This window comes from Devosia yakushimensis, from assembly GCF_030159855.1.
GTDB classification, from domain to species: Bacteria; Pseudomonadota; Alphaproteobacteria; order Rhizobiales; family Devosiaceae; genus Devosia; species Devosia yakushimensis.
Map to the genome: position 1 here is coordinate 2,478,338 of NZ_BSNG01000001.1, position 24,009 is coordinate 2,502,346.

23 protein-coding genes are annotated in these 24,009 nt (G+C 63.3%); 16 read left to right on the forward strand and 7 right to left on the reverse strand.

Annotation, left to right across the window (positions count from 1 at the left end):
• The first annotated feature begins 271 nt into the window (after positions 1-271).
• From QQL79_RS12025 to QQL79_RS12035, 3 genes are read left to right on the forward strand one after another with little or no spacing between them, the layout of a single operon-like run.
• A complete protein-coding gene (locus QQL79_RS12025) occupies positions 272-1,309 on the forward strand; it encodes an ABC transporter substrate-binding protein (protein WP_284391091.1) in 1,038 nt (345 codons plus the stop codon).
• A complete protein-coding gene (locus QQL79_RS12030; protein WP_284391093.1) occupies positions 1,306-2,346 on the forward strand; it encodes a FecCD family ABC transporter permease in 1,041 nt (346 codons plus the stop codon). Before QQL79_RS12025 ends, QQL79_RS12030 begins: the two co-directional genes overlap by 4 nt.
• A complete protein-coding gene (locus QQL79_RS12035; protein WP_284391095.1) occupies positions 2,343-3,104 on the forward strand; it encodes an ABC transporter ATP-binding protein in 762 nt (253 codons plus the stop codon). Before QQL79_RS12030 ends, QQL79_RS12035 begins: the two co-directional genes overlap by 4 nt.
• Here QQL79_RS12035 and QQL79_RS12040 read toward each other — a convergent pair.
• The 5 genes from QQL79_RS12040 to QQL79_RS12060 all read right to left on the reverse strand — a co-directional run bounded on the left by QQL79_RS12040 (position 3,101) and on the right by QQL79_RS12060 (position 8,866).
• Positions 3,101-3,775 (reverse strand): glutathione S-transferase family protein, encoded by a 675-nt coding sequence (locus tag QQL79_RS12040; RefSeq protein ID WP_284391098.1) that lies wholly within the window; start codon positions 3,773-3,775, stop codon positions 3,101-3,103. The genes QQL79_RS12035 and QQL79_RS12040 overlap by 4 nt on opposite strands.
• A 157-nt stretch (positions 3,776-3,932) precedes the next feature.
• Entirely contained in the window at positions 3,933-4,664 is a 732-nt protein-coding gene (locus QQL79_RS12045; protein WP_284391100.1) for an SDR family oxidoreductase, read from the reverse strand.
• 265 nt (positions 4,665-4,929) lie between these two features.
• Positions 4,930-5,874, reverse strand: a complete 945-nt coding sequence (locus QQL79_RS12050) for an ABC transporter substrate-binding protein (protein ID WP_284391102.1) — start codon at positions 5,872-5,874, stop codon at positions 4,930-4,932.
• Positions 5,875-5,964: 90 nt separating this feature from the next.
• Positions 5,965-6,957, reverse strand: coding sequence for an ABC transporter permease (locus QQL79_RS12055; RefSeq protein WP_284391104.1), 993 nt, complete (start codon positions 6,955-6,957; stop codon positions 5,965-5,967).
• A gap of 385 nt (positions 6,958-7,342) precedes the next feature.
• Positions 7,343-8,866: a sugar ABC transporter ATP-binding protein gene (locus QQL79_RS12060; RefSeq protein ID WP_284391105.1), complete on the reverse strand. Its 1,524-nt coding sequence runs from the start codon at positions 8,864-8,866 to the stop codon at positions 7,343-7,345.
• 212 nt (positions 8,867-9,078) lie between these two features.
• On the opposite strand from QQL79_RS12060, the gene QQL79_RS12065 reads away from it, so the two are divergent.
• A complete protein-coding gene (locus QQL79_RS12065) occupies positions 9,079-9,849 on the forward strand; it encodes an IclR family transcriptional regulator (protein WP_284391107.1) in 771 nt (256 codons plus the stop codon).
• Here the strand turns inward: QQL79_RS12065 and QQL79_RS12070 are convergent.
• Positions 9,846-10,733 carry an alpha/beta hydrolase family protein gene (locus tag QQL79_RS12070; protein ID WP_284391109.1) on the reverse strand — a complete coding sequence of 296 codons (888 nt, stop codon included), beginning with the start codon at positions 10,731-10,733 and terminating at the stop codon, positions 9,846-9,848. The genes QQL79_RS12065 and QQL79_RS12070 overlap by 4 nt on opposite strands.
• Before the next feature lie 156 nt (positions 10,734-10,889).
• Here QQL79_RS12070 and QQL79_RS12075 point away from each other — a divergent pair, with 156 nt between their 5' ends.
• From QQL79_RS12075 to QQL79_RS12115, 9 genes are all read left to right on the forward strand, one after another.
• Entirely contained in the window at positions 10,890-11,726 is an 837-nt protein-coding gene (locus tag QQL79_RS12075; protein ID WP_284391111.1) for an ABC transporter ATP-binding protein, read from the forward strand.
• Positions 11,723-12,742 carry a FecCD family ABC transporter permease gene (locus tag QQL79_RS12080; protein WP_284391112.1) on the forward strand — a complete coding sequence of 340 codons (1,020 nt, stop codon included), beginning with the start codon at positions 11,723-11,725 and terminating at the stop codon, positions 12,740-12,742. The genes QQL79_RS12075 and QQL79_RS12080 overlap by 4 nt, the downstream gene beginning before the upstream one ends.
• Entirely contained in the window at positions 12,739-13,809 is a 1,071-nt protein-coding gene (locus QQL79_RS12085) for a FecCD family ABC transporter permease (protein WP_284391115.1), read from the forward strand. The genes QQL79_RS12080 and QQL79_RS12085 overlap by 4 nt, the downstream gene beginning before the upstream one ends.
• A 14-nt stretch (positions 13,810-13,823) precedes the next feature.
• Positions 13,824-14,816 (forward strand): ABC transporter substrate-binding protein, encoded by a 993-nt coding sequence (locus tag QQL79_RS12090; protein ID WP_284391117.1) that lies wholly within the window; start codon positions 13,824-13,826, stop codon positions 14,814-14,816.
• An 18-nt stretch (positions 14,817-14,834) separates the two neighbouring features.
• Positions 14,835-15,821 (forward strand): ABC transporter substrate-binding protein, encoded by a 987-nt coding sequence (locus tag QQL79_RS12095; RefSeq protein WP_284391118.1) that lies wholly within the window; start codon positions 14,835-14,837, stop codon positions 15,819-15,821.
• Positions 15,818-16,711: a sucrase ferredoxin gene (locus tag QQL79_RS12100; protein WP_284391120.1), complete on the forward strand. Its 894-nt coding sequence runs from the start codon at positions 15,818-15,820 to the stop codon at positions 16,709-16,711. The genes QQL79_RS12095 and QQL79_RS12100 overlap by 4 nt, the downstream gene beginning before the upstream one ends.
• A gap of 19 nt (positions 16,712-16,730) precedes the next feature.
• On the forward strand, positions 16,731-17,690 hold the full coding sequence (locus tag QQL79_RS12105) for an ABC transporter substrate-binding protein (protein ID WP_284391122.1): 960 nt from the start codon (positions 16,731-16,733) through the stop codon (positions 17,688-17,690).
• Between the two features lie 14 nt (positions 17,691-17,704).
• A complete protein-coding gene (locus QQL79_RS12110) occupies positions 17,705-18,670 on the forward strand; it encodes an ABC transporter substrate-binding protein (RefSeq protein WP_284391125.1) in 966 nt (321 codons plus the stop codon).
• A 113-nt stretch (positions 18,671-18,783) separates the two neighbouring features.
• Positions 18,784-19,803 (forward strand): LLM class flavin-dependent oxidoreductase, encoded by a 1,020-nt coding sequence (locus tag QQL79_RS12115; protein WP_284392875.1) that lies wholly within the window; start codon positions 18,784-18,786, stop codon positions 19,801-19,803.
• 23 nt (positions 19,804-19,826) lie between these two features.
• Here QQL79_RS12115 and QQL79_RS12120 read toward each other — a convergent pair whose 3' ends face one another.
• Positions 19,827-20,567 carry a sulfite exporter TauE/SafE family protein gene (locus QQL79_RS12120; protein ID WP_284391127.1) on the reverse strand — a complete coding sequence of 247 codons (741 nt, stop codon included), beginning with the start codon at positions 20,565-20,567 and terminating at the stop codon, positions 19,827-19,829.
• Positions 20,568-20,811: 244 nt separating this feature from the next.
• Here QQL79_RS12120 and QQL79_RS12125 point away from each other — a divergent pair, with 244 nt between their 5' ends.
• The 3 genes from QQL79_RS12125 (at position 20,812) to QQL79_RS12135 (ending at position 23,994) form a co-directional block, all read left to right on the forward strand.
• Positions 20,812-21,849 carry a Bug family tripartite tricarboxylate transporter substrate binding protein gene (locus QQL79_RS12125; protein WP_284391128.1) on the forward strand — a complete coding sequence of 346 codons (1,038 nt, stop codon included), beginning with the start codon at positions 20,812-20,814 and terminating at the stop codon, positions 21,847-21,849.
• A gap of 84 nt (positions 21,850-21,933) precedes the next feature.
• Positions 21,934-22,461, forward strand: coding sequence for a tripartite tricarboxylate transporter TctB family protein (locus QQL79_RS12130; protein ID WP_284391130.1), 528 nt, complete (start codon positions 21,934-21,936; stop codon positions 22,459-22,461).
• 9 nt (positions 22,462-22,470) lie between these two features.
• Complete coding sequence (locus QQL79_RS12135) at positions 22,471-23,994, forward strand: tripartite tricarboxylate transporter permease (RefSeq protein WP_284391132.1); 1,524 nt, start codon at positions 22,471-22,473, stop codon at positions 23,992-23,994.
• Positions 23,995-24,009: the final 15 nt, after the last annotated feature.

The following is a 24,009-nucleotide window of genomic DNA, read 5'->3' on the forward strand; positions in this document are numbered from 1 at the left end:
CGGGAGCCTGATAGCCATCCCAAACGCGATGTCATTCCGGCGCCGGCCGGAATCCATGCTGAAGACCATCCCGGCACTGGATGCGCGCGACTGACCACGGACCTGGATTCCGGCCTGCGCCGGAATGACACTGTGAGCGGGACAGAATTGGGCAAGGGCCGCAACCAAACTGCCAAAAATATGATCCCCACACTCTTGTTTTCTCCCGGCACCACCTGATACATGGCGCGGCCTGCTGCCTCCGCGCAGGTTGCTGCCAATAGGATATTTCATGCTTGCTCCCCTGCTCTCCGGCCGGACGCGGAATTTTGTTGCGCTTGGCCTGGTGTCCCTCGGCCTGCTGTCGACACCGGCTTTTGCCGCGCCGACCAGCTACCCGCTTACCATCGAGAATTGCGGGGTCGAGGTGACCTTCCAGAAAGCTCCCGAGCGTGCGGTGGCCCTGGGGCAGAACAGCGCCGAGATCATGTTGCTGCTGGGCCTGGAAGACAGCGTTGCCGGCACGGCATTCTGGCCCTCAAAGGTGCTGCCCGAGCTGGCAGAGGCCAATGAGAAGGTCAAGCTCCTGACCGTGGAAACCCCGAGCCTTGAGGCGATCCTGGCCGAGCGCCCCGATTTCGTGGCGGCGCAATTGCTGAACCTGCTGGGCCCCAACAGCACCATCGCCACGCGCGAGGATTTCCAGGCGCTGGATATTCCCACCTATGTATCGCCCGGCGTCTGCACCACGCGCAATGACGTGGCCGATGTGCATGGCAGCCGCGATACCTTGTGGAACATGGACCTGCTCTATCAGGAGATCGATGAGCTTTCGCAGATCTTCGACGTGGCCGATCGCGGGCAGGACGTGATCGCCCAGTTCAAGGCGCGTGAAGCCGCGCTCCGCGCCCGCGTGGCCGGCACCGATACCGACCCGTCCTTCGTGTTCTGGTTCTCCAGCCCCTCCCCGGCCGACGATGCCTATCTCGGCGGCAGGAATGGCGCTTCGGGCTTCATCGCCGACCTCCTGGGCGGGCACAATGCCATCACCACCGATGCCGAATGGCCCACCGTGAGCTGGGAAGGCATCATGGCGGCCAATCCGACCGTATTGGTCATTGCCAGCCTCGACCGCGACCGCTGGGAACTCGACAAGCCGGAAGCCAAGCGCGCCTTCCTCACCACCGATCCGGTGGTCAGCCAGCTTGAAGCCGTGCAGAAGGGCCATATCGCAGTCATGGACGGCCAGGCCATGAACCCGACCATCCGCACCATTTATGGCGCCGAGCAATTGGCCGACCAGCTTGAGGCATTCGGTCTGATCAAGTGAGCTTTATCAGCCGCAAATTTGGGGGGCAGGCCGGTCTCGGCCTGCTCGCTGTGTTTTCACTGGTGCTGCTGGCCCTGGCCATCGGCGCCGGCGTGGGCATTGGCGAATTGCCGATCCCGCTCGACACCACCTATTTTGCCATCACCAATCGCCTCGGCTGGACGGCCGTGCCGCTCGACCGGATCCACGAAAGCGTCATCTGGGACTATCGCCTGAGCCGCGCCCTGGTGGCCGCCTGCTGCGGCGCAGGCCTCGCCTTATGCGGCGCGATCCTGCAATCGCTGCTGCGCAATCCGCTGGCCGAGCCCTATGTGCTGGGCGTTTCGGCCGGCGCCTCCACCGGCGCCGTTTCCATTATCGTGCTGGGGCTGGGCGCTGGGACCATTACCCTATCGATGGGCGCCTTTGCCGGTTCGCTCGCCGCCTTTCTCTTCGTGGTACTGCTGGCCAGCGGCGCGCGCGGCGGGGCCGACCGCACCATCCTTGCCGGCGTTGCGGCCTCGCAATTGTTCAACGCGCTCACCTCCTACATTGTCAGCACCTCGGCCAATGCGCAGCAGGCGCGCGATGTGATGTTCTGGCTATTGGGCAGTTTTGGCGGCGTGCGCTGGCCCGAATTCCAGCTCGTGCTGGTCATGGTCATTCTGGGCTTCGGCATCTGCCTCTACTATGCCCGCGCGCTCGACGCCTTTGCCTTCGGCGATGACGCGGCCTCTTCGCTGGGCATTTCGGTGGGCCGGGTGCGCATCATCCTTTTTGCTACCACCGCGCTGATGACGGCCACCATTGTCAGCATGGTCGGCTCCATCGGCTTTGTGGGCCTGGTGGTGCCCCATGCAGCGCGGTTCATCGTGGGGCCACTGCATATGCGGCTGCTGCCGGCCTGTGTCGCGGTGGGCGCCATTTTCATGGTACTGGCCGATATCGTTTCGCGGGTCATCCTGCCCCAGCAGGTGCTGCCCATCGGGGTGGTCACGGCGCTGATCGGCGTGCCGTTCTTTTCGGTCATTCTCTATCGGGCGCGGCGGACGGCATGACGATCAGGGCGGAAAACCTCACCTGGAAAGCCGGCAAGACGGTCATCGTCGATGGCGTTTCCCTCGCGGCCGAGCCGGGCAAGATGCTGGGCCTGCTAGGCCCCAATGGCTCGGGAAAATCCTCGCTGTTGCGGTTATTGGCCGGGCTGCGGCGTGCCCATGAAGGGCAGGTGACCCTGGATGGCGCCGAGCTGAGCCGCATCGGCCGCCGCGCTCTCGCCCGCCGGGTCGCGCTGGTCGAGCAACATGCCAATACCGATGCCAATGTCACCGTGCTCGATGTGGTGCGGCTGGGCCGCACGCCGCATCGCTCGGCGCTGTCGCCCTGGACGGCGGCCGATGATGTGGCGGTCGAGACGGCGCTGGGGCGCGTGGGCCTTACCGAGCGGCGCGGCCAATTCTGGCAGACGCTATCGGGGGGCGAACGCCAGCGCGTGCATATCGCGCGCGCCCTGGCGCAGGCGCCCAGCGAGATCATCCTGGATGAGCCGACCAACCACCTCGATATCCAGCACCAGATCGAGATACTGAAACTCGTCGCCAGCCTGCCGGTCACCAGCATCGTGGCGCTGCACGATCTCAACCACGCCGCCATGTTCTGCGACCGGCTGGCCGTGATGAACAAGGGCAAGCTCGTTGCCATGGGCACGCCGGAAGAGGTGCTGACCGAAGACCTTTTGGCTGAGGTCTTCGGCATTCGCTGTCATATCGAACCCTCACCGCATAGCGGCAAGCTTCATATCCACTATCTCTTCTAGGCAGCCAGCTTGAGGATATGGGCGTCGTTGTTGCGCAGGCGCTTGAGGTAGAGATCGGCAAAATCGGCGGGCGCGGCCTCGCGCACGCTGGGCCGCGCGGCAAGGGCCTGCCGCCAGGCGGAAATCCTGGGCAGGTCCCTGGTCAGCCCGGCATCGACGGCGGTTTCCAGCGCGTCGATCTGCCGGAAAGCCGGGGCAAAGACCGCATCGACGGCGCTGAAGCGTTCCCCGGCAAAGAAGGGCCCAACCACGATAGTCTCGAGCCGGGTGAGCTTGGCCGTCAGGGACTGCCGGGCGGCATCGAGCTCGGCATTGTCCTTGGCGGTGCTGATGCGCCAGAGATCGCCCAGCACCTGCGAGCCGAATTCGATCCAGGAACGGTGCTGCGCCCGCTCCAGCGCATCCTCGGGATGGAGCTTTGTGCCGGGCGCGGTCTCTTCCAGATATTCGAGGATAACCGCGCTTTCGAACACGATAGCCGGCTCATGCCCGTCACGCTCGACCTTGAGCACCGGCACCTTGCCGAGCGGGGAAATGGCCAGGAACCAATCGGGCTTATTGGCCAGATCGATATAGACGACGTCGAAATCGACCTTCTTCTCCTTGAGCGCAATCACCGCGCGCTGGACATAAGGGCAGGTCGGAAAGCTGATCAGCGTGAGTTTGGTCATGGGGCTCTCTGCAATAGTGCCGAAGCGGCTGCTTCATCGTCGTTTTACGATAGCAAGCTGGATCGGGCAGAGCGAGCAAAGCCGATGCGAAGGTCGGCGGAACGACGCAAAGAACGCCCATGGCAGGCGAGGGAGGCGCAAAGACCCCGCTAAAACCTCACCCCGTCCAGCCACCGTCGATGACATGCACCTGCCCCGTCGTATAAGTCGCCCCGGCGAGATAAACGGCGAGGTCTGCCACTTCCTCGGGCCGGGCGATGCGGCCGATGGGCTGGCGGGCGATGAAGGCCTTTCTGGCCGCCTCGAAGTCGCCGGTGGCTTGCCAGCGCTCATGCAGGGATGGGCTGTCCACCGTGCCGGGGCAGATGGCGTTGATGCGGATATTGCTGGTCACATAATCTGCGGCGACCGATTTGGTGAGCCCCACCACAGCGGCCTTGGAAATGGAATAGGCGGCGCGGTTGGGCACGCCCTTTACCGAGGAGGCAACCGTCGCCATGTTGATGATGGCGCCATCCCGGCGCTCCAGCATTTGCGGCAGCACCGCCCTTATGGTGCGGATTTGCGCCCGCACATTGAGATCGAGCGCGAAGTCGAGATCCCCATCGCTCATTTCGAGCACCGCGCCGGAATGGACCACGCCGGCGCAGTTGAACAGCACGTCGATATGGCCGATCTCGGCGACTGCGGCCTTGACCGCATCGTTGGAAAGCACGTCGAGCACCCGCGTGGTCACGCCTGGTAGCCCGTCGAGTTCGGCAAGCTTGCCGGCATTGATATCGGTGGCGATCACCTTGGCACCGGCCTTGATAAAGGCTTCGACCGAAGCGCGGCCAATGCCTTGCGCGGCGGCGGTGATGAGTACGATTTTTCCGGTCAGATCGGCCATGAATTTTCTATCCTAAAACTATCAGTCGTCACCAAGGGAGGGGTGTTCACTCAGGATTCAAACCACCCACGGTGTCATTCCGGCGCAGGCCGGAATCCATGTCCGCATGTGGCCACGACCACCGGCGTGGGTGGATACTTCACAGCATGGATCCCGGCCTGCGCCGGGATGACACCGCATTCTTGAATACGTCCAGAGTAAACACTACCCATCACCAGCAAGCCGGTGGGTATGGCGAGTTCACCGCCATACCCGTGGTCTATCTTCAGTCATAAAGCACTGCGGCGATCTCGGGATTAGCCATGGTCGCCTTGTCGTAATAATAGAACCCGGTGTCGATAACAGGCGGCAGGGTTTCGCCCTTGAGCGCTGAGATGGCCGCCTTGACGGTTTCGTAGCCAATGCCAACCGGGTTCTGGGTGATGGCGCCGGCCATCGCGCCGCTCTCGATGAAGCCCTTCTGGGCCGCGCCGCTATCGAAGCCGATGACGACGATAGCGCTGCCCAGCTCCGTCTTGCCGTTCACCACGCCGATCGCCGAGCCTTCATTGGCGCCGAAAATGCCCTTGAGGTCGGGATTGGCCAGCAGGATCGACTTGGTGATCTCAGTCGACTGCAACTGGTCGCCACCGCCATATTGCACCGAGACGACCTCGATCTTGGGATAGGCTTCCTTGATGCGGTTGACGAAGCCGTCGACGCGGTCGATGCCGGTACGGCTGGTCTGGTCATGGGCCACGACGGCAACCTTGCCTTCGCCGCCGATCAGTTCGGCCATCTTGTCGGCGGCCAAAGCGGCCGCGGCGACGTTGTCAGTGGTTGCCGTGGTCAACGGAATGTCGCTCTCGACGCCGGAGTCGAAGGCGATGACCGGAATGCCGGCATCCTTGGCCTGCTGCAGCAGCGGGGTCGCGGCCTGGCTGTCGAGCGCGGCAAAGCCAATGGCGTCGGGCTTGCGCGACAGGGCCGCGGCGAGCATGTCCATCTGGCGGTCGACCTGGCTTTCGGTTTCCGGGCCTTCAAAGGTCACGGTGGCGCCGAATTCGGCGGCAGCCTTGTCGGCACCGGCCTTCACGGCCTGCCAGAACTGGTGCTGGAAGCCCTTGGAGATCAGGGCGATATCATAGCTTTCCTGGGCGAAGGCGGGTGCGCTGGCGCTGAGGAGAGCAAGGGCGCTGATGGCCCCGATAAAGGTACGGCGGTTGAACATGTTTCCTCCCGGAAGGTTTGACTTTTGTCATTCGAGGCTTGTCGCCTGCTTGGTCTTGGCGCCGCCTGAAAGCGGCGCAGTCGGTCGGCGCTAGAGTGTACGGCGCCGCAGTATATCGGCATAGACGGCCAGGATGATGATGCAGCCGGTGACCACCGTCTGCCATTCCTGGGGGACCGAAAGAATGCGCAGGCCATTGGCCAGCACAGAGATGATCAAAGCGCCAATCAGCGTCCCCACAACGGTGCCACGTCCGCCTGACAGCGACGTGCCGCCGATCACCACCGCTGCAATGGCATCAAGCTCATAGCCCTGGCCCAGGGCTGGCTGGGCCGAATTGAGGCGGCTCGCGATCAGCAGGCCCGCCACCCCGCAAATGCCCCCGGCCGTGGCATAGACGGCAATCTTCCAGCGATCGATATTGACGCCGGAGAGCCGCACCGCCTCTTCATTGGAGCCAAGCGCGAAGGTGTAGCGGCCCAGTGCAGTCTTGCCGAGCACGAAGGCGGCAAGACCGGCAACCAGGAACAGGATCAGGACGCCATTGGGCACAGGAATGGCCGGAATGACGGCTCCCACAAGCGATCCCTGGGCAATCTGGGTGAAGCCGGGCGTATCGTTGAAATAGATCGGCTTGGTACCCGAAATGACGAGCGACAGGCCCTTGAGGATCAGCATCATGCCCAGGGTCGCGATGAAGGGCGGCACCTTGAGCTTGGCGATGATGGTGCCCGAAACCAGCCCGCTGCAAGTGCCCGCAAGAATGGCGCCGAGCACGCCCAGCGGCAGGGGCAGCCCCAGATAGGTGAGCACGACCCCGGCAATAACAGCGCAGAAGGTCATCAGCGTTCCCACCGACAGATCGATGCCGCCGGTGATAATCACCAGCGTCGCGGCAATCGCCAGCACGCCATTGACCGAGGTCGCCTGCAATATGGCGAGCACATTCTGGGTCTGCATGAAATTGGGCGAGGCCAGGGAAAACACCACGACCAGCGCGATGAGCCCGGAAAAAGCCAGCAGCCGATGAAAGGCGCCGGAAATACGGATGCCCCTCTTGGCCGGAAGTGCTGTGTCAGTCATGCCGGTCTTTCCTCACAAAAACCATTCAACAAAGCCCTCGGCCTTCGCCTCCCTCCCCCTTGAGGGGAGGGATTGAGGGTGGGGGTCGTTCAGTAGCCCACAAAACCACCCCCTCCCCGGCCCTCCCCTCAAGGGGGAGGGAGGGCTGAAGTCGAGGGTTTGTGCCCAGGCGGCGTCATGCAAGGGGGCGGTGTCTACTCGGGATGCATCCAAGAACACGGTGTCATCCCGGCGCAGGCCGGGATCCATGCTGAGAAGCATCCCCCAACGCCAGTGGTCGTAGGAACATGCGGACATGGATTCCGGCCTGCGCCGGAATGACACCGTGGGTGGTGTGAGTCCTGAGCGAAACTTGCTCCGCGAGGCGGAGAGGTGAAGAAAACCATCACCCCGCATGAGCCACCTCCGCCACCGTACTCTGCCGCTGGGTCGCCAGCCGCATGATGTCTTCCTGGGATGCGCCACCGGGGAGCGTTCCGGTCAACCGCCCCTCGCACATCACCGCGATGCGGTGGCTGAGCCGCAGGACTTCGGGCAGTTCGGACGAAATCACGATAATGGCCTTGCCTTCGGCGGCAAGGGCGTTGAGCAGCTTATAGATTTCCGACTTGGCGCCGACATCGATGCCGCGCGTCGGCTCGTCGAAGATCAGGATATCGCAATCGCGCAGCAGCCATTTGGCGATCACGACCTTCTGCTGGTTGCCGCCTGACAGCAGCCGCGCCTCCTGCATGTCGGATGGCGTCTTGATCGCCAATTGCCCGATGTAGCGCTGGGCCATCTGATGCATGGCGCCATCGTCGAGCAGGCCGCCTGGCCGGGTGAACCGGGCGATGCTTGCCAGCGCGATATTGTCACGCACATTCATTGTCGTCGCGAGGCCGAAATGCTTGCGGTCTTCCGAGAGATAGCCAATGCCGGCATGCACCGCATCGCCGGGCGTCGATATCCCGGCCCGCTTGCCATTGACCCAGATTTCCCCGCTGTCGCGCGGATCGGCGCCGAAGATGGCGCGCGCCACTTCGGTCCGCCCTGCCCCCATCAGTCCGGCCAGTCCCAATATCTCGCCCTTGCGCACCGAAAAGCTCACATCGCGGATGTCCCGACCGCGATTGAGATTGCGCACCTCCAGCGCCACGGGGGCTGTCGAGGTATTGGGCACGGTGAGCGCTTCACTGGTCAGGGTGCGTCCCACCATCATGGAGATGATGGTTTCCATCGAGGTGGTCGCGGCCGGCACGGTGCCGACATATTCGCCATCGCGCATCACCGTCACCCGGTCGGAGATGCGTTTGATCTCGTCCATCTTGTGGGAGATATAAACGATGCCCACGCCTTCGGCTTTGAGCCGGTTGATGATGACGAAAAGTTCGGCGATCTCAATGTCGTTGAGCGCCGCCGTCGGCTCATCCATGATCAGCACGCGCGAGCGGTAGCTCAGCGCCTTGGCGATTTCGACCATCTGCTGCTTGGCCACTGTCAGGCTGCCCACCGGTACAGTCGGCGCGAGCTTTAGATTCATGGAGTCGAAAATCGCCTGGGCGGCCCGGTTGAGTGCGCCTTCATCGAGCAACAATCCGCCCAGCCGGCGCGGTTCGCGACCGATGAAGATATTCTGCGCCGCCGTCAGGTCGCGCATCAGCGCCAGTTCCTGATGGATGATGCCAATGCCCATTTCCTGCGCCTGGCGGGGGCTGGCAATCTCGACCGGCTTGCCATCGAGCCGGATTTCTCCCGCATCGCGCCGATAGACCCCCGAGAGGATTTTCATCAGCGTCGATTTGCCCGCGCCATTCTCGCCCATCAGGGCATGCACTTCCCCCGCCTGCAGATCGAAATTGACATTGTGCAGCGCCCGGACGCCGGGGAACGACTTGCCGATGCCGATCAGCTCAATCAATGCACCCATTGTCCACCCATTCGCGTCCTCGGCTGTCCGATTGCGCAGAGCGCAATAGAAGTGCCGGAGGTCCTCCTCGCGATTGACTTATCGTCATATACGAACAATCTATTCACAAATGAAGATTTGACGCAAGGCGCTTCGTTCACGCGTGCTGCTGCAGACGTGCACAGTCTGCTAACCAATCGACGGCATGTGCTAACCGGAAAAGTGAGAATGGGATGGACCAAGAGGCCGACGAACAGGAGCGATACCGGGCCCCCGCACTCGACAAGGGCCTCGACATCATCGAGCTCCTGGCGGCCACCGCCGACGGTCTCAGCCAGGCCGAGATCGCCAAGGCGCTGGCCCGTTCGCCCAATGAAATCTACCGCATGCTCGACCGGCTGGTCCGCCGCAACTACGTGCGCCGCACCCAGGAAGACCGGTACGAACTGACGCTCAGGCTCTTCGAACTCGCCCATGCCCGCCCGCCGCTGCAGCGCCTGATCAGCCAGGCAAATCCGGCACTGCGCGGCTTCGCGCTCCGGGCCGAGCAGGCCGCCCATCTGGTCATCCGCGACCGCAATATCCTGGTCGCGGTGGCCCAGGTCGACAGCCCCGGCTATTGGAATGTTTCGGTTCGAGTCGGCAGCCGGATCGGGTTGCTCAATACCGGCTCAGGCCATGTTTTCCTGGCCTTTGCGACACCCCAGGAGCAATTGCTGATGCTCCAGGAACAGGACCCGGGCCATCCGGCGAAGCTGCCATCCGACATTGCCCAGCGGCTCGATACCGTCCGGCGACAAGGTTATGAAATGATGCCGAGCGCCCAGGTTTCCGGGGTCCACAATATCTCGATCCCAATTTTCGGCCCGCTCGGCAAAGTCATCGCCGCCCTCACCTGCCCCTATACCCAGCGGCTCGACAAGCAGGGCACGCCCGATATGGAACAGGTACTTGTCCTATTGAAACGGGCCGGGCGCGAGCTATCGCAACCTCCAACGGCCTAAGCGCCTAGATATTCAGCGAAAAATGCCAGCGCGGCGGCCCGCATGCGGGGGGTCTCGGCGTGGCCGATACCTGGCTCGCTCACCAGTTGCAGGCGGTCCGGGACAGCGGCGTAATGGGGCTGCAGCTCCCGCCAGGCCCGCTCCACCGAGAGAGACGGCGTGAGCTTGTCGGCCTCGCCGATGCAGACCAGTTGCGGGCGCGGCGCAATCAGCCCGGCGATCGCGCCGGCATCGGTTTCCGCCAACAGGCCCGGCACGGTGAGGTAGATGCCATGCCCGTCATGGGCGCCGAGCTCGATCATGGTCCGGAAATCGGCGAAGCAGCAGAGATGGGTCACCGCCGCAATCCGCTCATCCAGAGCGGCCAGCCAGTAGCTGAGCATGCAGCCCATGGAAATGCCGAAAGCGCCGATCCGGTTCGCATCGACATCGGGACGGCTCGCCAGATAGGTCAGCGCCGCCGAATGATCGGACACCATCTGACCAAACAGCGATTTTCCTTGCCAAAGCAAGGCCTTGGCAGCGAAGCTCTCACTGACATTGGCGCGTTTGCCGAAGACGGGCATGTCGATGGCGAGCGTCACATAGCCCGCTCTGGCGAAGACCGGACCCAGCGGATCAACCAGATATTCGCGCCCCACCAGGAGCTCCTCGGCGCCGATATCGTAGCGTCCACCATGGGAGTGGCCATAGAGAATGGCTGGCCGGGCTTTGCCGGTCTCGACAGGCCGGGTGAGGATGCCCCGCACCAGCACGCCATCCAATTCAAGCGTCAGATGCTCGATGATGTAATCGGGGTGCGCTTCGACAGTCACGGCCCTAGCCGCAACGGCAGGTTCAGCCAGACCGACAAGGTCGCGGAAGCGAGAACGGGTGAGGGACATGGGAGGATCGCCGAGGGAGAGTAATGTCCGGCGATGATGAACGAGGGGCGTGGCAAAGTCGAGCCTGTCGGCCGGTTGTCGCCATGTTACTTGATTTAAAAAATCAGCTTTGTTAAGGCCAAATACTGACTTGGGTGATCAGGATTGGAGCGGCCGGTGCCGGATCAGGACGGCGGGCGCGCAACGCGGCTGACAGGGCTGGATCTGCGGGCGGGCTATGCCGGGACCGATATCCTGCAGGATATCGCGCTCGAAGTGCCAAGCGGCGAAGTGACCGTGCTGATCGGCCCCAATGGCTGCGGCAAATCCACCCTGCTCAAGACGCTGGCACGCATCCTTTCGCCGTCGAAGGGCCAGGTCCTGCTCGACGGCAAGGACATTCACCAGCTCAATACGCGCGCGGTCGCCGCCAAGCTGGGCCTGCTGCCGCAGGGCCCCAGTGCGCCCGAGGGGCTGACGGTGCGCGAATTGGTGGCGCAGGGGCGGTTTCCCCATCAATCGCTGCTGCGGCAATGGTCGCAGGCCGATGAGGACGCGGTGAACGGCGCGATGAAGACCGCCGGCATTACCGACTTTGCCGAGCGCGCCGTCGATACACTTTCCGGTGGACAGCGGCAGCGCTGCTGGGTCGCCATGGTGCTAGCACAGGAAACCGAGCTGATCCTGCTCGACGAGCCCACTACCTTTCTCGATCTCAAGGTGCAGGTCGATCTCATGGACCTGCTGACCGGATTGGCGCATGAGCGCGGCCGGACGCTGGTCATCGTGCTGCATGAATTGAGCCTGGCGGCCGCCTATGCCGACTATCTGGTGATGATGAAAGAAGGCCGGATCGTCTGTGCCGGGGCGCCGGACGATATCTTCACGGCCGAACGGCTACGCGACGTGTTTGGGCTGGAGGCAAGCGTGTTGCGCGACCCGACCAGCGGCAGGCTGGTCTGCGTGCCGTTTGGCGCCAAGCGGCAGAGCCAGGCGAAAGTGGCGGCACAATGAGCGACGCCGCCGCGGCACCTGCGCGCCATCCCATACGGGCAGTGTCGGGCGCGCCGATCCTGCTTGGTCTGCTGGTCTTGATGTTCCTGCTGCATATCGCGGTGGGGGCAAAGCCGCTGGCGCTCGGTACGGTGGTGGATGCAATCACCGTCTTTGACGCCAAGAACTTCGACCACGTGATCGTCCGCAACCTGCGGCTGCCACGAGCTGTCATCGCCGTGGTGGTTGGCGCGAGTCTGGCGCTGGCGGGTGCGCTGATGCAGGGGGTGACGCGCAATCCGCTGGCCGATCCGGCCCTGCTCGGCCTCACTGCGGGTGCTTCCTTTACCGTGGTCATGGCCAGCAGCCTATTGGGGATTACGGCCATGGCGCTGATCCCCTGGATCGCCATGGTCGGCGCGCTGGGAGCGGCGCTGGTGGTCTATGTCATTGCCCGCTATGTGCCGGGCGGTGCAACGCCGCTGAGCCTCACGCTATCCGGGGCTGCGGTGAGTGCGTTTCTGGGGGCGCTCATCTCCATCGCGCACCTGCTCGATCAGGATACGTTCGACAATCTACGCGTCTGGCTGACGGGCGGATTGGCTGGGCGCGACATCAATCTGCTCTGGTATGTGGGGCCCTGGCTGGCCGTAGCGCTGGCCGCAGGCATAGCGCTGGCGCCACGGGTAACGCTATTGGCCATGGGCGACGAGGTTGCCCAGGGGCTGGGCGTGCGCACCGGCATGCTCAAGCTGCAATTGCTGGCGGTGGTGGTGGTGCTGACGGCATGTTCTGTGGCGCTGGCCGGGCCGCTAGGCTTTATTGGCCTGGTCATTCCTCATGTGGTGCGGCTCTATGTGGGCTCGGACTATCGCTGGGTAGTGCCCTATGCGGCGCTGGCCGGGGCGATCTACCTGCTCTCGGTCGATATCGCGGCGCGCATTGCCATTCCGCCGCGCGAGATTTCGACCGGCATTATCACCGCGATGATCGGCGCTCCGCTTTTCGTGCATCTGGTACGGCGGAGGATGCGGTGAGATCGGAACTGGCTTCGCCCCGCCATTGGGTGCTGCGCGATCCGCGAGAATGGGTCGCGCTCAAGCTGCCGGTGCGGGCATTGGTTGCGCTGGTGCTGTTGGGGGTCGCACTGCTTGTGGTTAGTGCGCTGAGCCTGGCCACCGGCAGCTATGGCGTGGCGCTGGGCGAATTGATGGAGACGCTGCGCGGCATCACTATCAGCCGGGCCATCGACAATGTGGTTTGGGAGTTCCGCTTCCCGCGCATCCTCACCTCCGCGCTGGTCGGGGCCATGATGGCGCTATCGGGCGCGGCACTGCAGAATGCGACGCGGAACGGCCTGGCCGATCCCTCACTGGTGGGTGTTAGCCAGGGCGCGGCGCTGGCCGTGGTTACCCTCACCGTCCTAATGCCCGACCAGTCGGGAGCCTTGCGTCCCTGGGCGGCATTTTTCGGGGCGATCCTCGTCGCCCTGGCCGTGCAAGGGCTGTCCCGCACCCGCCAGGGCGGCAATACGATCCGCTTCATCCTGGTCGGCATTGGCTTGTCGGCCTTCATCTCCTCGATCACCTCGACGATGATGACCTATGGCCAGATCGACCGGGCCATGGCGGCGCTGGCCTGGCTGTCAGGCTCGATCAATGCGGCGAGCTGGAACGATGTCTGGACCTTGTCCGCCGCGCTTGCGGTTCTGATGGCGGCATTGCTGGGCATCAGCCGCACGATGAGCGCGTTGCGCTTTGGCGAAGCAACCGCCGTTGGGTTGGGCGCGCCAGTGCGGTTGGTACGCAATGTGCAATTGCTCATAGCGGTCGCGCTGGCGGCCGTTGCCACCTCGGTGGTGGGACCGCTGGGCTTTGTCGGGTTGATTGCCCCCCATGCCGCCCAGCGCCTGGCTCCTGCGGGGATTGGCCTGCACCTGGTGCTGACGGCGATGATTGGCGCTCTCCTCGTGTCGGGAGCCGATCTTGTCGGGCGCGCAGCCTTTGCCCCCATCCAGATTCCTGCCGGCCTGCTCACCGCATTGATCGGCGTACCGATCTTCATCGCGCTGCTGCTGCGCAGCCGCGCAACAACCACACATTGATCACGGAGATTGTGATGCGTCATTTGCGTTCTGCCGGCCTGCTGGCCCGCGCTTCTGGCGTGATCGCCATGGCCTTGCTGTCTGCAATTTCTCCGGCGCTGGCGCAGGAGTTTCCCCTGACCATCGAGCATACATTCGGCACGACGGTCATCCCTGCCAAGCCCCAGCGTGTCGCAAGCATCGATCATGGCGGTATTGGCAACCTGTTGGCTGTTGGCATCCAGCCGGTCATCGTGCGGGACTGGCGCGACAATTTCCCATTTACCGCAGGTCCCTGGGCGCGGCCCTATCTCAAAAGCGAGCCGGTGGTGCTGAGTGGGGACCTCGACGTCGAGCTGATCGCCAGAGAGAATCCGGACGTCATCATCGCCCTGGCTTCCGGCATCGATGAAGCCATGTATGCCAAGCTCAGCCTTATTGCGCCGGTGGTGGCCGTTCCGGCTGGCGTGGGCAATTACGCCTTGCCCTGGGACCAACGTGCCCTACTGGCGGCCCGCGCGGTGGGCGAGGAAGCCGAAGCCATCCGCCAGATCGAGGCAATCAATGCAAAACTGGCCGATGTCCGCGCCAGCCACCCCGAATGGGTGGGTAAAACGGCTGTTGTTGGCGGTGTCTATGACGGTGAATTCAGCGCCTTCAACAAACTGGATGTGCGCGCCAAGGTCATGGCTGCCCTGGGCTTTGCCACGCCTCAGGCGCTCGATGAGGTCACCCAGGAAACCTTCTCGATCCGCTTTTCGCCCGAAATAATCGAACCGATCGATGCCGACGTCATCGTCTGGTACGGCATGACGGCAGGCCTGCAGAATGCGCTCGACTACCCCACTCGCCCCTTTCTCAAGGCGCACGCGACGGGTGGCGAAATCTTCCTGACCGACGAGCAAGTGGCTGCCTTCGCCCGCACAACGTTGCTCTCGATCCCGGTCACTATCGAGAGCCTTGTGCCCATGCTCGAGGCCGCCGCCGATGGCGACCCGGCAACAGAGGTCGAAGGTGACCTGAACTAACAGATCTGGAGCCATGGAATGACCTTTCGCCTGCCCTTTGTTGCACTGGTCCTGTTTGCCGGACTTCTTACCGCCGTTTCCGCGCAGGAAACGCGGTCCTACACCGCCGCCAACGGCACATTCGACATTCCGGTGGCGCCACAACGCATTGTGGCGCTCAACGACCAGATCGTGGCCCTGCCGCTTTATGAACTCGGCGCTCCGGTCGTGGGCAGTGCCGGACGCACCGATGCAGAAGGCAATCACTTCCTGCGGGGCGGCATGGACACGCTGGGAATCGATTATGCCAATACCGGCATGGGCTATGTCGGCGGGTTCAACGGGCTGGATGTCGAGGCCATTGCCGCGCTCGAGCCTGACCTGATCATTGGCGGCCCTTACACCGATCCGGCCGTGGCCGAGCAGTTGCAGAGCGTGGCTCCCACGCTGATCATCAACAATGCCGAGCTGGGCCTGATCGAAACCATCCGGGCGCTGGCCGATGTTTCGGGCAAGACGGGCAATTTCGAAGCCCGGCTGCAACGCTATCGCGACAATATCGCGCGCACTCGCGGCTATATCGGCAATTCCGAAGAGGTTTCGGTCACGCTGACCTTCATGTTCCCCGCTGCCGAGGAATTGTGGGTCTACCGCCATGGTGGCAATCTCGGCGCCATCACCCAGGTCGTGCGCGATCTGGGCTTCAAGGAAACCGCGCCCATTGCCGCGCTGCCCACCAATGAGGTCACGTTCAGTCCCGAGCTGATACAGGACCTCGATGCCGACTTTGTTTTTGGCTTCTATCGTCAGCAGCCCGACGCCACGCCGGCGACTGTGCTGGCAGCGTATGAGAAATTCGCGCCCGGCTGGTGCCTGGCGCTCACGGCGTGCCAAAACGGCCAGTTCGTACTGTTGCCGGGCCCGACATTCGGCACCACCATGGCCGGGCTGGATCTGGCACTGGAGCTGGTGGAGGGCCATGTCGCCGGGCGCCCCTTCACGCCGTTCGACGAAGGCCAGCAATGAGCAAGCATCTTTTCTGCCGCGACGTGTGCCTCGAACGCGGCGAACCGCTGGCGGGCACGGGCAATATGGCCGAGCGCTTCATTTTCGTGCGCTGGCCGCGCGGAAAGTGGCGGGTGCCGCGCTTTGAATCGGCCGATATGGGCCCGGCTCTGTCCCGCGCCATTCAAGGCGCGATGAAGCAGGGCATCCACGTTGCCCTGGTGGACCGGGTCGGGGAAACCGACACGCTGCCCATGCTGCAGGCAAATGGCATGGTGGCCGACTTCGACGGCGAAGACGAGCTGGCAGCCGCCATTGAACGGGTTACGGCAGGTGAGCCGCTGGCCGGCCGCCCCGATCCGCGCCCGATCCTGCTCTGCTGCACCGATAGCCGGCGCGACGCCTGCTGCGCGCGCTTTGGCTTTGCCACCTACAAGGCGCTGGTGGCGGCGGCCGATCCGGCGGAAATCCAGATTTTGCAGGCCACCCATGTCGGCGGTTGCCGTTTTGCCGCATCGCTGGTGTTGCTGCCGGTGCAGCGGCGCTATGCGCGGCTGACGCCTGAACAGGTGCCGGAATTTCTCGCCACCATCCGGCGCGGGGATATCTACCTGCCCGCCTATCGCGGCCAGGCCGGCCTGCCCGAAGCCGCGCAGGTGGCCCAGCACGCGGCCATGGTCTGGTCCGCCAGCCACAGCGCGGGCGCGGCTGTGCAGATGGAAGCGGTGGAATGGCCCGAGCCTGCCGATGGCCTCGATTTCGTGGCGCCGCTGCGGATCGGTGGCCAGCGCTATGACGTGCATATGCGCACCGAGATCATCCCGGTCAGCGGGCGCTGCACGGCGCTGAGCGAAGAAGAACCTGAATTGACGCCGCGCTGGCGGGCCCTTGAGGTCGTTTCGGCGCGCTGACGACTATCTGGAGTATGCAATGACTGCCAAACTGCTGATCGCGGCCGCCCTATTGGCTGGCCTCACCCTCCCCGCCCTGGCACAGGAGACCCGGAGCTTTACCGACGATGCCGGCCGCATAGTCGAGGTGCCGGTACACCCGCTCCGCATCGTATCGTTGCATGATAGCTCGTTGACCGTGCCACTGATCGAACTGGGCGTCATCCCGGTCGGCAGCTTCGGTCGTCCCGGCGCCGATGGCCAGACCTATATGCGCGGCGCGGCCACGCTGACGGGCGCAACCTTCGAGAATTCCAACATTGCCTATGTCGGCGGTTCGCCGGCCGATCTCGAGGCCATCGCTGCCCTCGAACCCGACCTCATCCTGACCTCGACCTTCCAGGAGGTTCCGGTCGAGCAATTGGAAAAGATCGCCCCCACCGTGGTTGTCGAGGACAATATGCGCGGCGAGCTGGCGACCTTCGAGGACATTGCCGAGCTGACCGGCACCCAGGACCGCCTCACCACGCTCAAGGCTCGCTACGAAGGCCAGATCGCCCAGATCCGCAAGCTGATCGATGGCAAGGACATCACCGCCTCGATCATCCTGACGCAGAACGGACAGATCGCGGCCTGGAACACCTATGGCGTGCTCGGCAAGGTGCTGCGCGACGCCGGGGTCACCTTCCCCGAGATCATCGAAGCCATCGAGGGCAGCGAACGCGAACTGTTCTCGGGCGAGCAATTGCAGGCCTTCGACGCCGACGTGATGTTCGTGACCTATGACCTGGCGCGCGATGACGGGCCGGACGTGGTGATGGATGAATTGAACACGATCGCGCCCGGCTTCTGCGAATTTCTCTTCGCCTGCAGCAATGACCAGCTCGTGCTGCTGCCGCGGGAGGATGCGGTGGCCCGCTCCTATACCGCTCTGGGCCTGATGGCCGAGGCCGTGCTGGTTACGCTGACTTCAACACCGCTCAAGCAGATGTCCCCATAAGAGAGGATTTTCCCATGAGTATTCGTCTGTTATTGGCGGGGCTGGCCCTTGCCGCAACGCTGACCCAAGCCGCCCTTGCCCAGGAAACCCGCAGCTTTACCGACGATGCCGGGCGCGTAGTGGAGATTCCCACCCATCCGCAGCGCATCGTGTCGCTGCACGATCTGTCGCTGACCATTCCGCTGATCGAGCTGGGCGTAGAACCCATCGGCAGCCAGGGCCGCACAACGGCGGAAGGCAAGCCATTCATCCGCTCCAGCGCGGTCTTGACCGGGGTCGATTTCGACAATTCCGAAATCGTCTTTGTCGGCAATTCGCCGGTGGATGTGGAAGCAATCGCGGCGCTGGAGCCCGATCTCATCCTGGTCAATCCCAACTGGAACTATGGCAATCTCGACCAGGTGGCGACCATCGCCCCCGCGGTGGTGCTCGATGACACGATCCGCGGCGATTTCGGCATGTATGACGCGATCGCCGACATTACCGGCACGCAGGATCGGCTGGCGATTCTCAAGACGCGCTATGAAGGCCAGATCGCCCAGATCAAGCGCCTGATCGATACCCAGAACATCTCGGTCAATGTGATCCAGGGTGTGGATGGGCAGATTGCGGTCTGGCACACCTATAGCGCGCTGGGCAAGGTGCTCCGCGATGCCGGCTTTGTCTTCCCCGAGCGTGTGGACGCTATTCCGGAGGGCGATTTCGAGCGGTTGAGCGCCGAAGCGCTAGCCGAGCTTGATGCCGATTTCGTCTTCGTCACCTACCGCACCGACACGCTGGAAACGCCGGCCGATGCGATCGGTCATCTCGAGGAGGTCGTGCCAGGCTTCTGCGAATTCCTGCATGCCTGCCGGAGCAACCAGATGATCATCATGCCGCGCGAAGAGACTTCGGCTGCGTCCTATTATGGGCTGGGAGCGCTGACCTATGCGGTCATTACCCACATTTCGGGCCGCCGTTTCGAACCCATGCCGGACTGATCTTTCCAGTATCGGGGCGGGGCCAGGTTCCCTGCCCCGTCAGCTGCCCCGATTGCACGGATAGGGGTGGCGTGACACAAGAGGTGACGCTCAACCTCATCGTGTTGTACCCCATGAAAAAGATCGGTTTTCTTTCCTTCGGCCATTGGTCGCCCTCGCCGCAGTCCGGCACCCGCACGGCGGGCGATGCATTGCTCCAATCGATCGACTTGGCGGTTGCTGCCGAGGAATTGGGAGCCGATGGCGCCTATTTCCGCGTGCATCACTTTGCCCGCCAACTGGGCTCGCCCTTCCCGCTGCTGGCCGCTATCGGCGCCCGCACGAAACGCATCGAGATCGGCACCGCCGTCATCGACATGCGCTACGAAAATCCCCTCTACATGGCCGAAGATGCCGGCGCGGCCGATCTGATCGCCGGCGGCCGCCTGCAATTGGGCATCAGCCGGGGCTCGCCCGAACAGGTGATCGATGGCTGGCGCCATTTCGGCTATATTCCCGCCGAGGGCCAGACCGATGCCGATATGGCGCGGGGCCATGCCGAAGTCTTTCTCGACGTGCTGGCAGGCGAGGGCTTTGCCGAGCCTAATCCGCGCCCCATGTTCCCCAATCCGCCCGGCCTGCTGCGCCTCGAACCCCATTCGGAAGGCCTGCGCCGGCGCATCTGGTGGGGTGCGGCGACCGACGCCACCGCCGTCTGGGCGGCGCAACTGGGCATGAACCTGCAAAGCTCGACCCTCAAATTCGATGAGAGCGGCAAGCCCTTTCACATCCAGCAGGCCGAACAGATCCGCGCCTATCGCGCGGCCTGGAAAGAGGCCGGTCATGCGTTCGAGCCGCGCGTTTCGGTGAGCCGCTCCATCTTCGCGCTGGTCAATGACATGGACCGGGCCTATTTCGGCGGCGGCCGGGAGGAAGACCAGTTCGGCTATATCGAGCCGGAAAAGCGCGCCGTCTTCGGCCGCGGCTATGCAGCTGAACCCGATGTGCTGATCAAGGAACTGGCAGCGGACGAGGCCATTGCCGAAGCCGATACGCTGCTGCTGACCGTGCCGAACCAGCTGGGTGTGCAATATAATGCCCATGTCATCGAGGCGATCCTGACCCAGGTCGCGCCGGAACTGGGCTGGCGGTAGTGGAGGCCGAACCGGCCCCGGGGTTAGAGACCGGCCACCATTTTCAGCCCGACGAGCCCGAGGAAGGTCAGGATCAGCCGGTCGAAGGCGCGCCGGCTGAGCTTGCCGGCAATCGCCTGGCCAAGGGGCATGAAAATGAGGATCGGCACCAGCGCAAGCACGCCTTGCAGCAACCATTCTCCCCGCATCAGGCCGGCCAGCCACATCGAGGGAAGTTGCGTTACGGCGTAGACGAGGAACATCGTCGAAACCGCAAAGACATGCGCATCGCGCTCCATGCTCATGGAATGGATGAATGTAACCCCTATGGGCGCTGAAATGCCGGTTGCCCCTTGCAGGATGCCGCCGCCTGCGCCGGCCAGCGGGCCGAAGCGCTTGGCGGCGCTCGCCGACAGCGAAAAATGCGGCTTGAACAGCCGCAGCAGCACATAGGCGATGAGGATCAGGCCGAGGGTCAGGACAAGCAGGCGTTCGGGCAGCGTCGCCAATAGCCAGACCCCCAGGCAGATGCCCACAATTCCGGCCACGAGAAACCACGGCAGGAAGGCCATGCGCTCCGACCGCGCCTCACCGCGAAAGCGCCAGACCTGCCAGGCATTGGTGACGATCAAGGGAATGACCATCAGCCCCACGGCATGCTGGAGTCCAAAAAACGTCGTCAGCACCGGCAGAGCAATCAGCGGTAGGCCCGCGCCGGTGGCCCCTTTGACGACGGCGCCAGCGGCCAGCGCCAGGCCCATCACCAGATAGTTCGAAATATCCATTCGCCAAGCATCTCCCAAGCGCCGCTTGCACTCTATAGGGGCGAACGGATTAACCGAACAGTTTCTTTGCTTTGTCGACTTGGTATCTGCCTGGCAAGATCGATGCCTCCTGCCTGCCCATGCCAGTGCCATCTGTTCTGCACCAAATGGTTACTTACCTGTTGACAGCTTTGCCGTCGCGGCACAGTCTAGTTGCAAGGGCCTGGGAGGATATGGCCCGAAAAAGCAATATTGGGAGGGAAGGATGTATCTTGCATCGTGGCGGATTCTGGCCGGCAGCATGGTTGTGCTGCTGGGCGGCACGGCAGGCTCTATCGGTCAGGAATGGCAGCCTGACCGGCCGATCAATCTGATCGTGCCTTGGGGCGCCGGCGGCTCGACCGACCAGGTGACACGGGTCACCGCGCCCATTCTCGCCGAAGCACTCGGCGTCGATGTGGTAGTGGTCAACCAGCCGGGGGCGTCCGGCGCCATCGGCACTCAGGAGGTGCTCAATGCCGCCAAGGACGGCTATACCTGGACAGCCAATGCCATTGCCAACAATGCCACCTATTCGGTGACGGGGCTTTTGGAAGGCACTGATATCGACGACTGGCATATCTATCTTTCAGTCGCCAATGTGCCGGTGGTGAGTGTGCCGGCGGACAGCGAATTCCAGGATTTCGGACAATTGCTGGAAGCGCTGAAGACGCGCGGCAACGAAATCACCGTGGCCACGGCCGGCATTACCTCGTCGGGTGGCACGGCGATCGCGGCGCTCTCGGATGCCGGCACGTTCGACTACAACATGATCACCTATGATGGCGGCGGCCCCGCGGCCATCGCCACGGCTTCCGGCGAGGCCATGGTGACCACCCAGCTTGCCGTGGAACAGACTGAACTGATCCGTGGTGGCCGCCTGCGCGCGCTTGCCGTGCTCTCGGCCGAACCGCTGGTGCTTGAGGGCGTAGACCCAATCCCGCCGATCACGCAATGGCTGCCGGAAATGGAGCTCGCGCCGGATTATTTTGGCATCTTCATCCCGCGCGGCGTGCCGGATGACGTGGTGGCCGCAGTCGACAAAGTCTGGGCCGAGAAGGTGATGAACGCGGAAGCGCTCAAGACCTATGCCGAGACCTTTGGCGCGGTGTTTGCCCCGTCCTATGGTGCAGATGCGCGCGAAAAGGCCATGCCTGTGGTTATCCTGGAAGCCTGCTCCTCGGTCGAGCGTGGCGAGGCCGTGCAGGATCCTTCCACCATCGGCATCGACTGCGAGACCCGCACCGAGGTCGGCAAGTCATAAGGATCTGGGCCCCGCCGCAAGGCGGGGTCCGTCATCCGTGTGATCGCCGGGCGGCTCATCCGTCCCGGTCTTCAAGGACGAAGCATGCAGGACAATTCTGACGCTAGAGACGAAGGCGTGCGCGCGCGCGCTGACCTTTTGACCGCCCTGGTTCTGGTCGGGCTTGGGTTGGTTGTTATCTATCTTTCCTGGACCATGCCGCGGCTCGAAGCCCGCCGCATACATCCGTCGACAATCCCCGGCCTGGTTCCGTTTTTCCTGGGCATCGGCCTGGCCTTTTGTGGCGGGCTTCTGGCGCTGCGATCATGGCGGATCGATGCGCCCGGCGGCTGGCAGGGGCTAATCGGCCTGTTCAGGACGCGCGAGGCCTTGCGTGTCGGCGTGATCCTGGCATTGGCGCTGATCCATACGCTCGTGCTGGTCGGCCTCATCCCCTTCTGGGCGGCCGCCATGCTGTTCATCTTCGCCTTCATCATGGTCTTTGAGACCTGGCTGAGTAACGGGCCGGTCGAACCGCTCAAGAGCGCGCTCTGGGCCCTCGCCATCGCAATCGTCGGAGGCGGCGGGATTTATCTCGTCTTCGAACGTATCTTCCTCGTGCGTCTACCTTAGGAGAACCAAATGGAAGGACTGGTGCTCCTGGGCCAAGGCATTGCGCATTTTCTCACCCCCTGGTCATTGTTCAACGTTGTCTGGGCGACCCTATTGGGCGTTACCATCGGCATCCTGCCCGGACTCACCGCGACCATGGGCGTCGCGCTGCTGGTGACCCTCACCTACAAAATGGCGCCCGACCAGGCGATCCTGACGCTGATGTGCGTCTATCTCGGCGCCATCTATGGCGGCAGCCGCACGGCGATCCTGCTCAATATTCCCGGCACGCCCGCCAATGCGGCCGCGTCGCTCGATGGCTATCCGCTGGCCCGGCAGGGCAAGGCAGGCCTGGCCATGGGACTGGCGACAACCTCCTCGACGCTGGGGACCATGGTCGGCATTTTCTTTCTGGCCATTATCGCGCCGGTACTGTCCGAGGCGGCCCTCAAATTCGGCTCCTACGAGTTTTTCTGGCTGGCGCTGTTCGGCGTTGTCATTTCGGGGCAAATGACGGGCAGCGACACCCCGCTCAAGGGCTATATCGCCGGCATTCTGGGACTGCTCGTGGCCATGATTGGCATGGAAACGCTGCACGCCCATCAACGCTTCACCTTCGGCATCACAGCACTTGGGGGCGGTATCGATCTCATTCCGGCAATGGTTGGCGCTTTTGGCCTGGCGGAAATCCTCTCGGCCATGAAGCGCAGGGCCATCGCCCAGGTGGTACCGGTCAATGATAGGGTGGTGCCGTCCCTGCGAGAAATTTTCCAATATTGGCGGACCATTATCCGCTCGGGGATCATCGGTACGTTTATCGGCATTATTCCGGGCGTGGGCGAGGATGTCGGCTCCTGGTCGTCCTATGCGGCGGCCAAGCGGGCATCCAAGCATCCGGAGGAATTCGGCAAGGGCAGCCAGGAAGGCCTCATCGCCGCAGAAACAGGTGACAATGCCGTGGTTTCGGCGGCCATGATCCCGACCCTCACCCTGGCCTTGCCGGGCTCGGCGGCTGCAGCGGTACTTATTGCCGCCATGCTCATCCATGGTATCCGGCCTGGCCCCATGCTGATGGTGGAAAACGCGCCGTTCCTCTACCAGGTCGTCGCCATGCTGCTGCTTGCGACCCTGGCCAACCTGATTTTCGGGCTGTCGCTGACCAAGCTCTTCATCAAAGTGCTGGCGGTGCCGCGCGAGCGGCTGATGGCGGTGATCTATATCCTGTGCGTGGTGGGGTCCTTCGCCATCACCCAGCGCATGTTCGACGTCTATGTCATGCTGGTATTCGGCGTCGTTGGATTCCTGCTGCGCGAAATGAAATATCCCATGGCCCCACTGGTGCTCGGGATCGTTCTAGGCGATCTGCTCGATCTTAATCTGCGGCGCGGGCTGGCGCTGACCAATGGTGATCCCAGCCCGTTCTTCACCCGTCCGATCAGTGCGGTCATCTGCGCGATCATCGTGGTGATCGTGCTCATGTCCATTCCGGCAATTTCGACCCGCGTCCGGGGCATTTTCAGGCGGGGCGGTGTCGACCGTCCGGCGCGGTCATGACAAATCGTGGCCGGC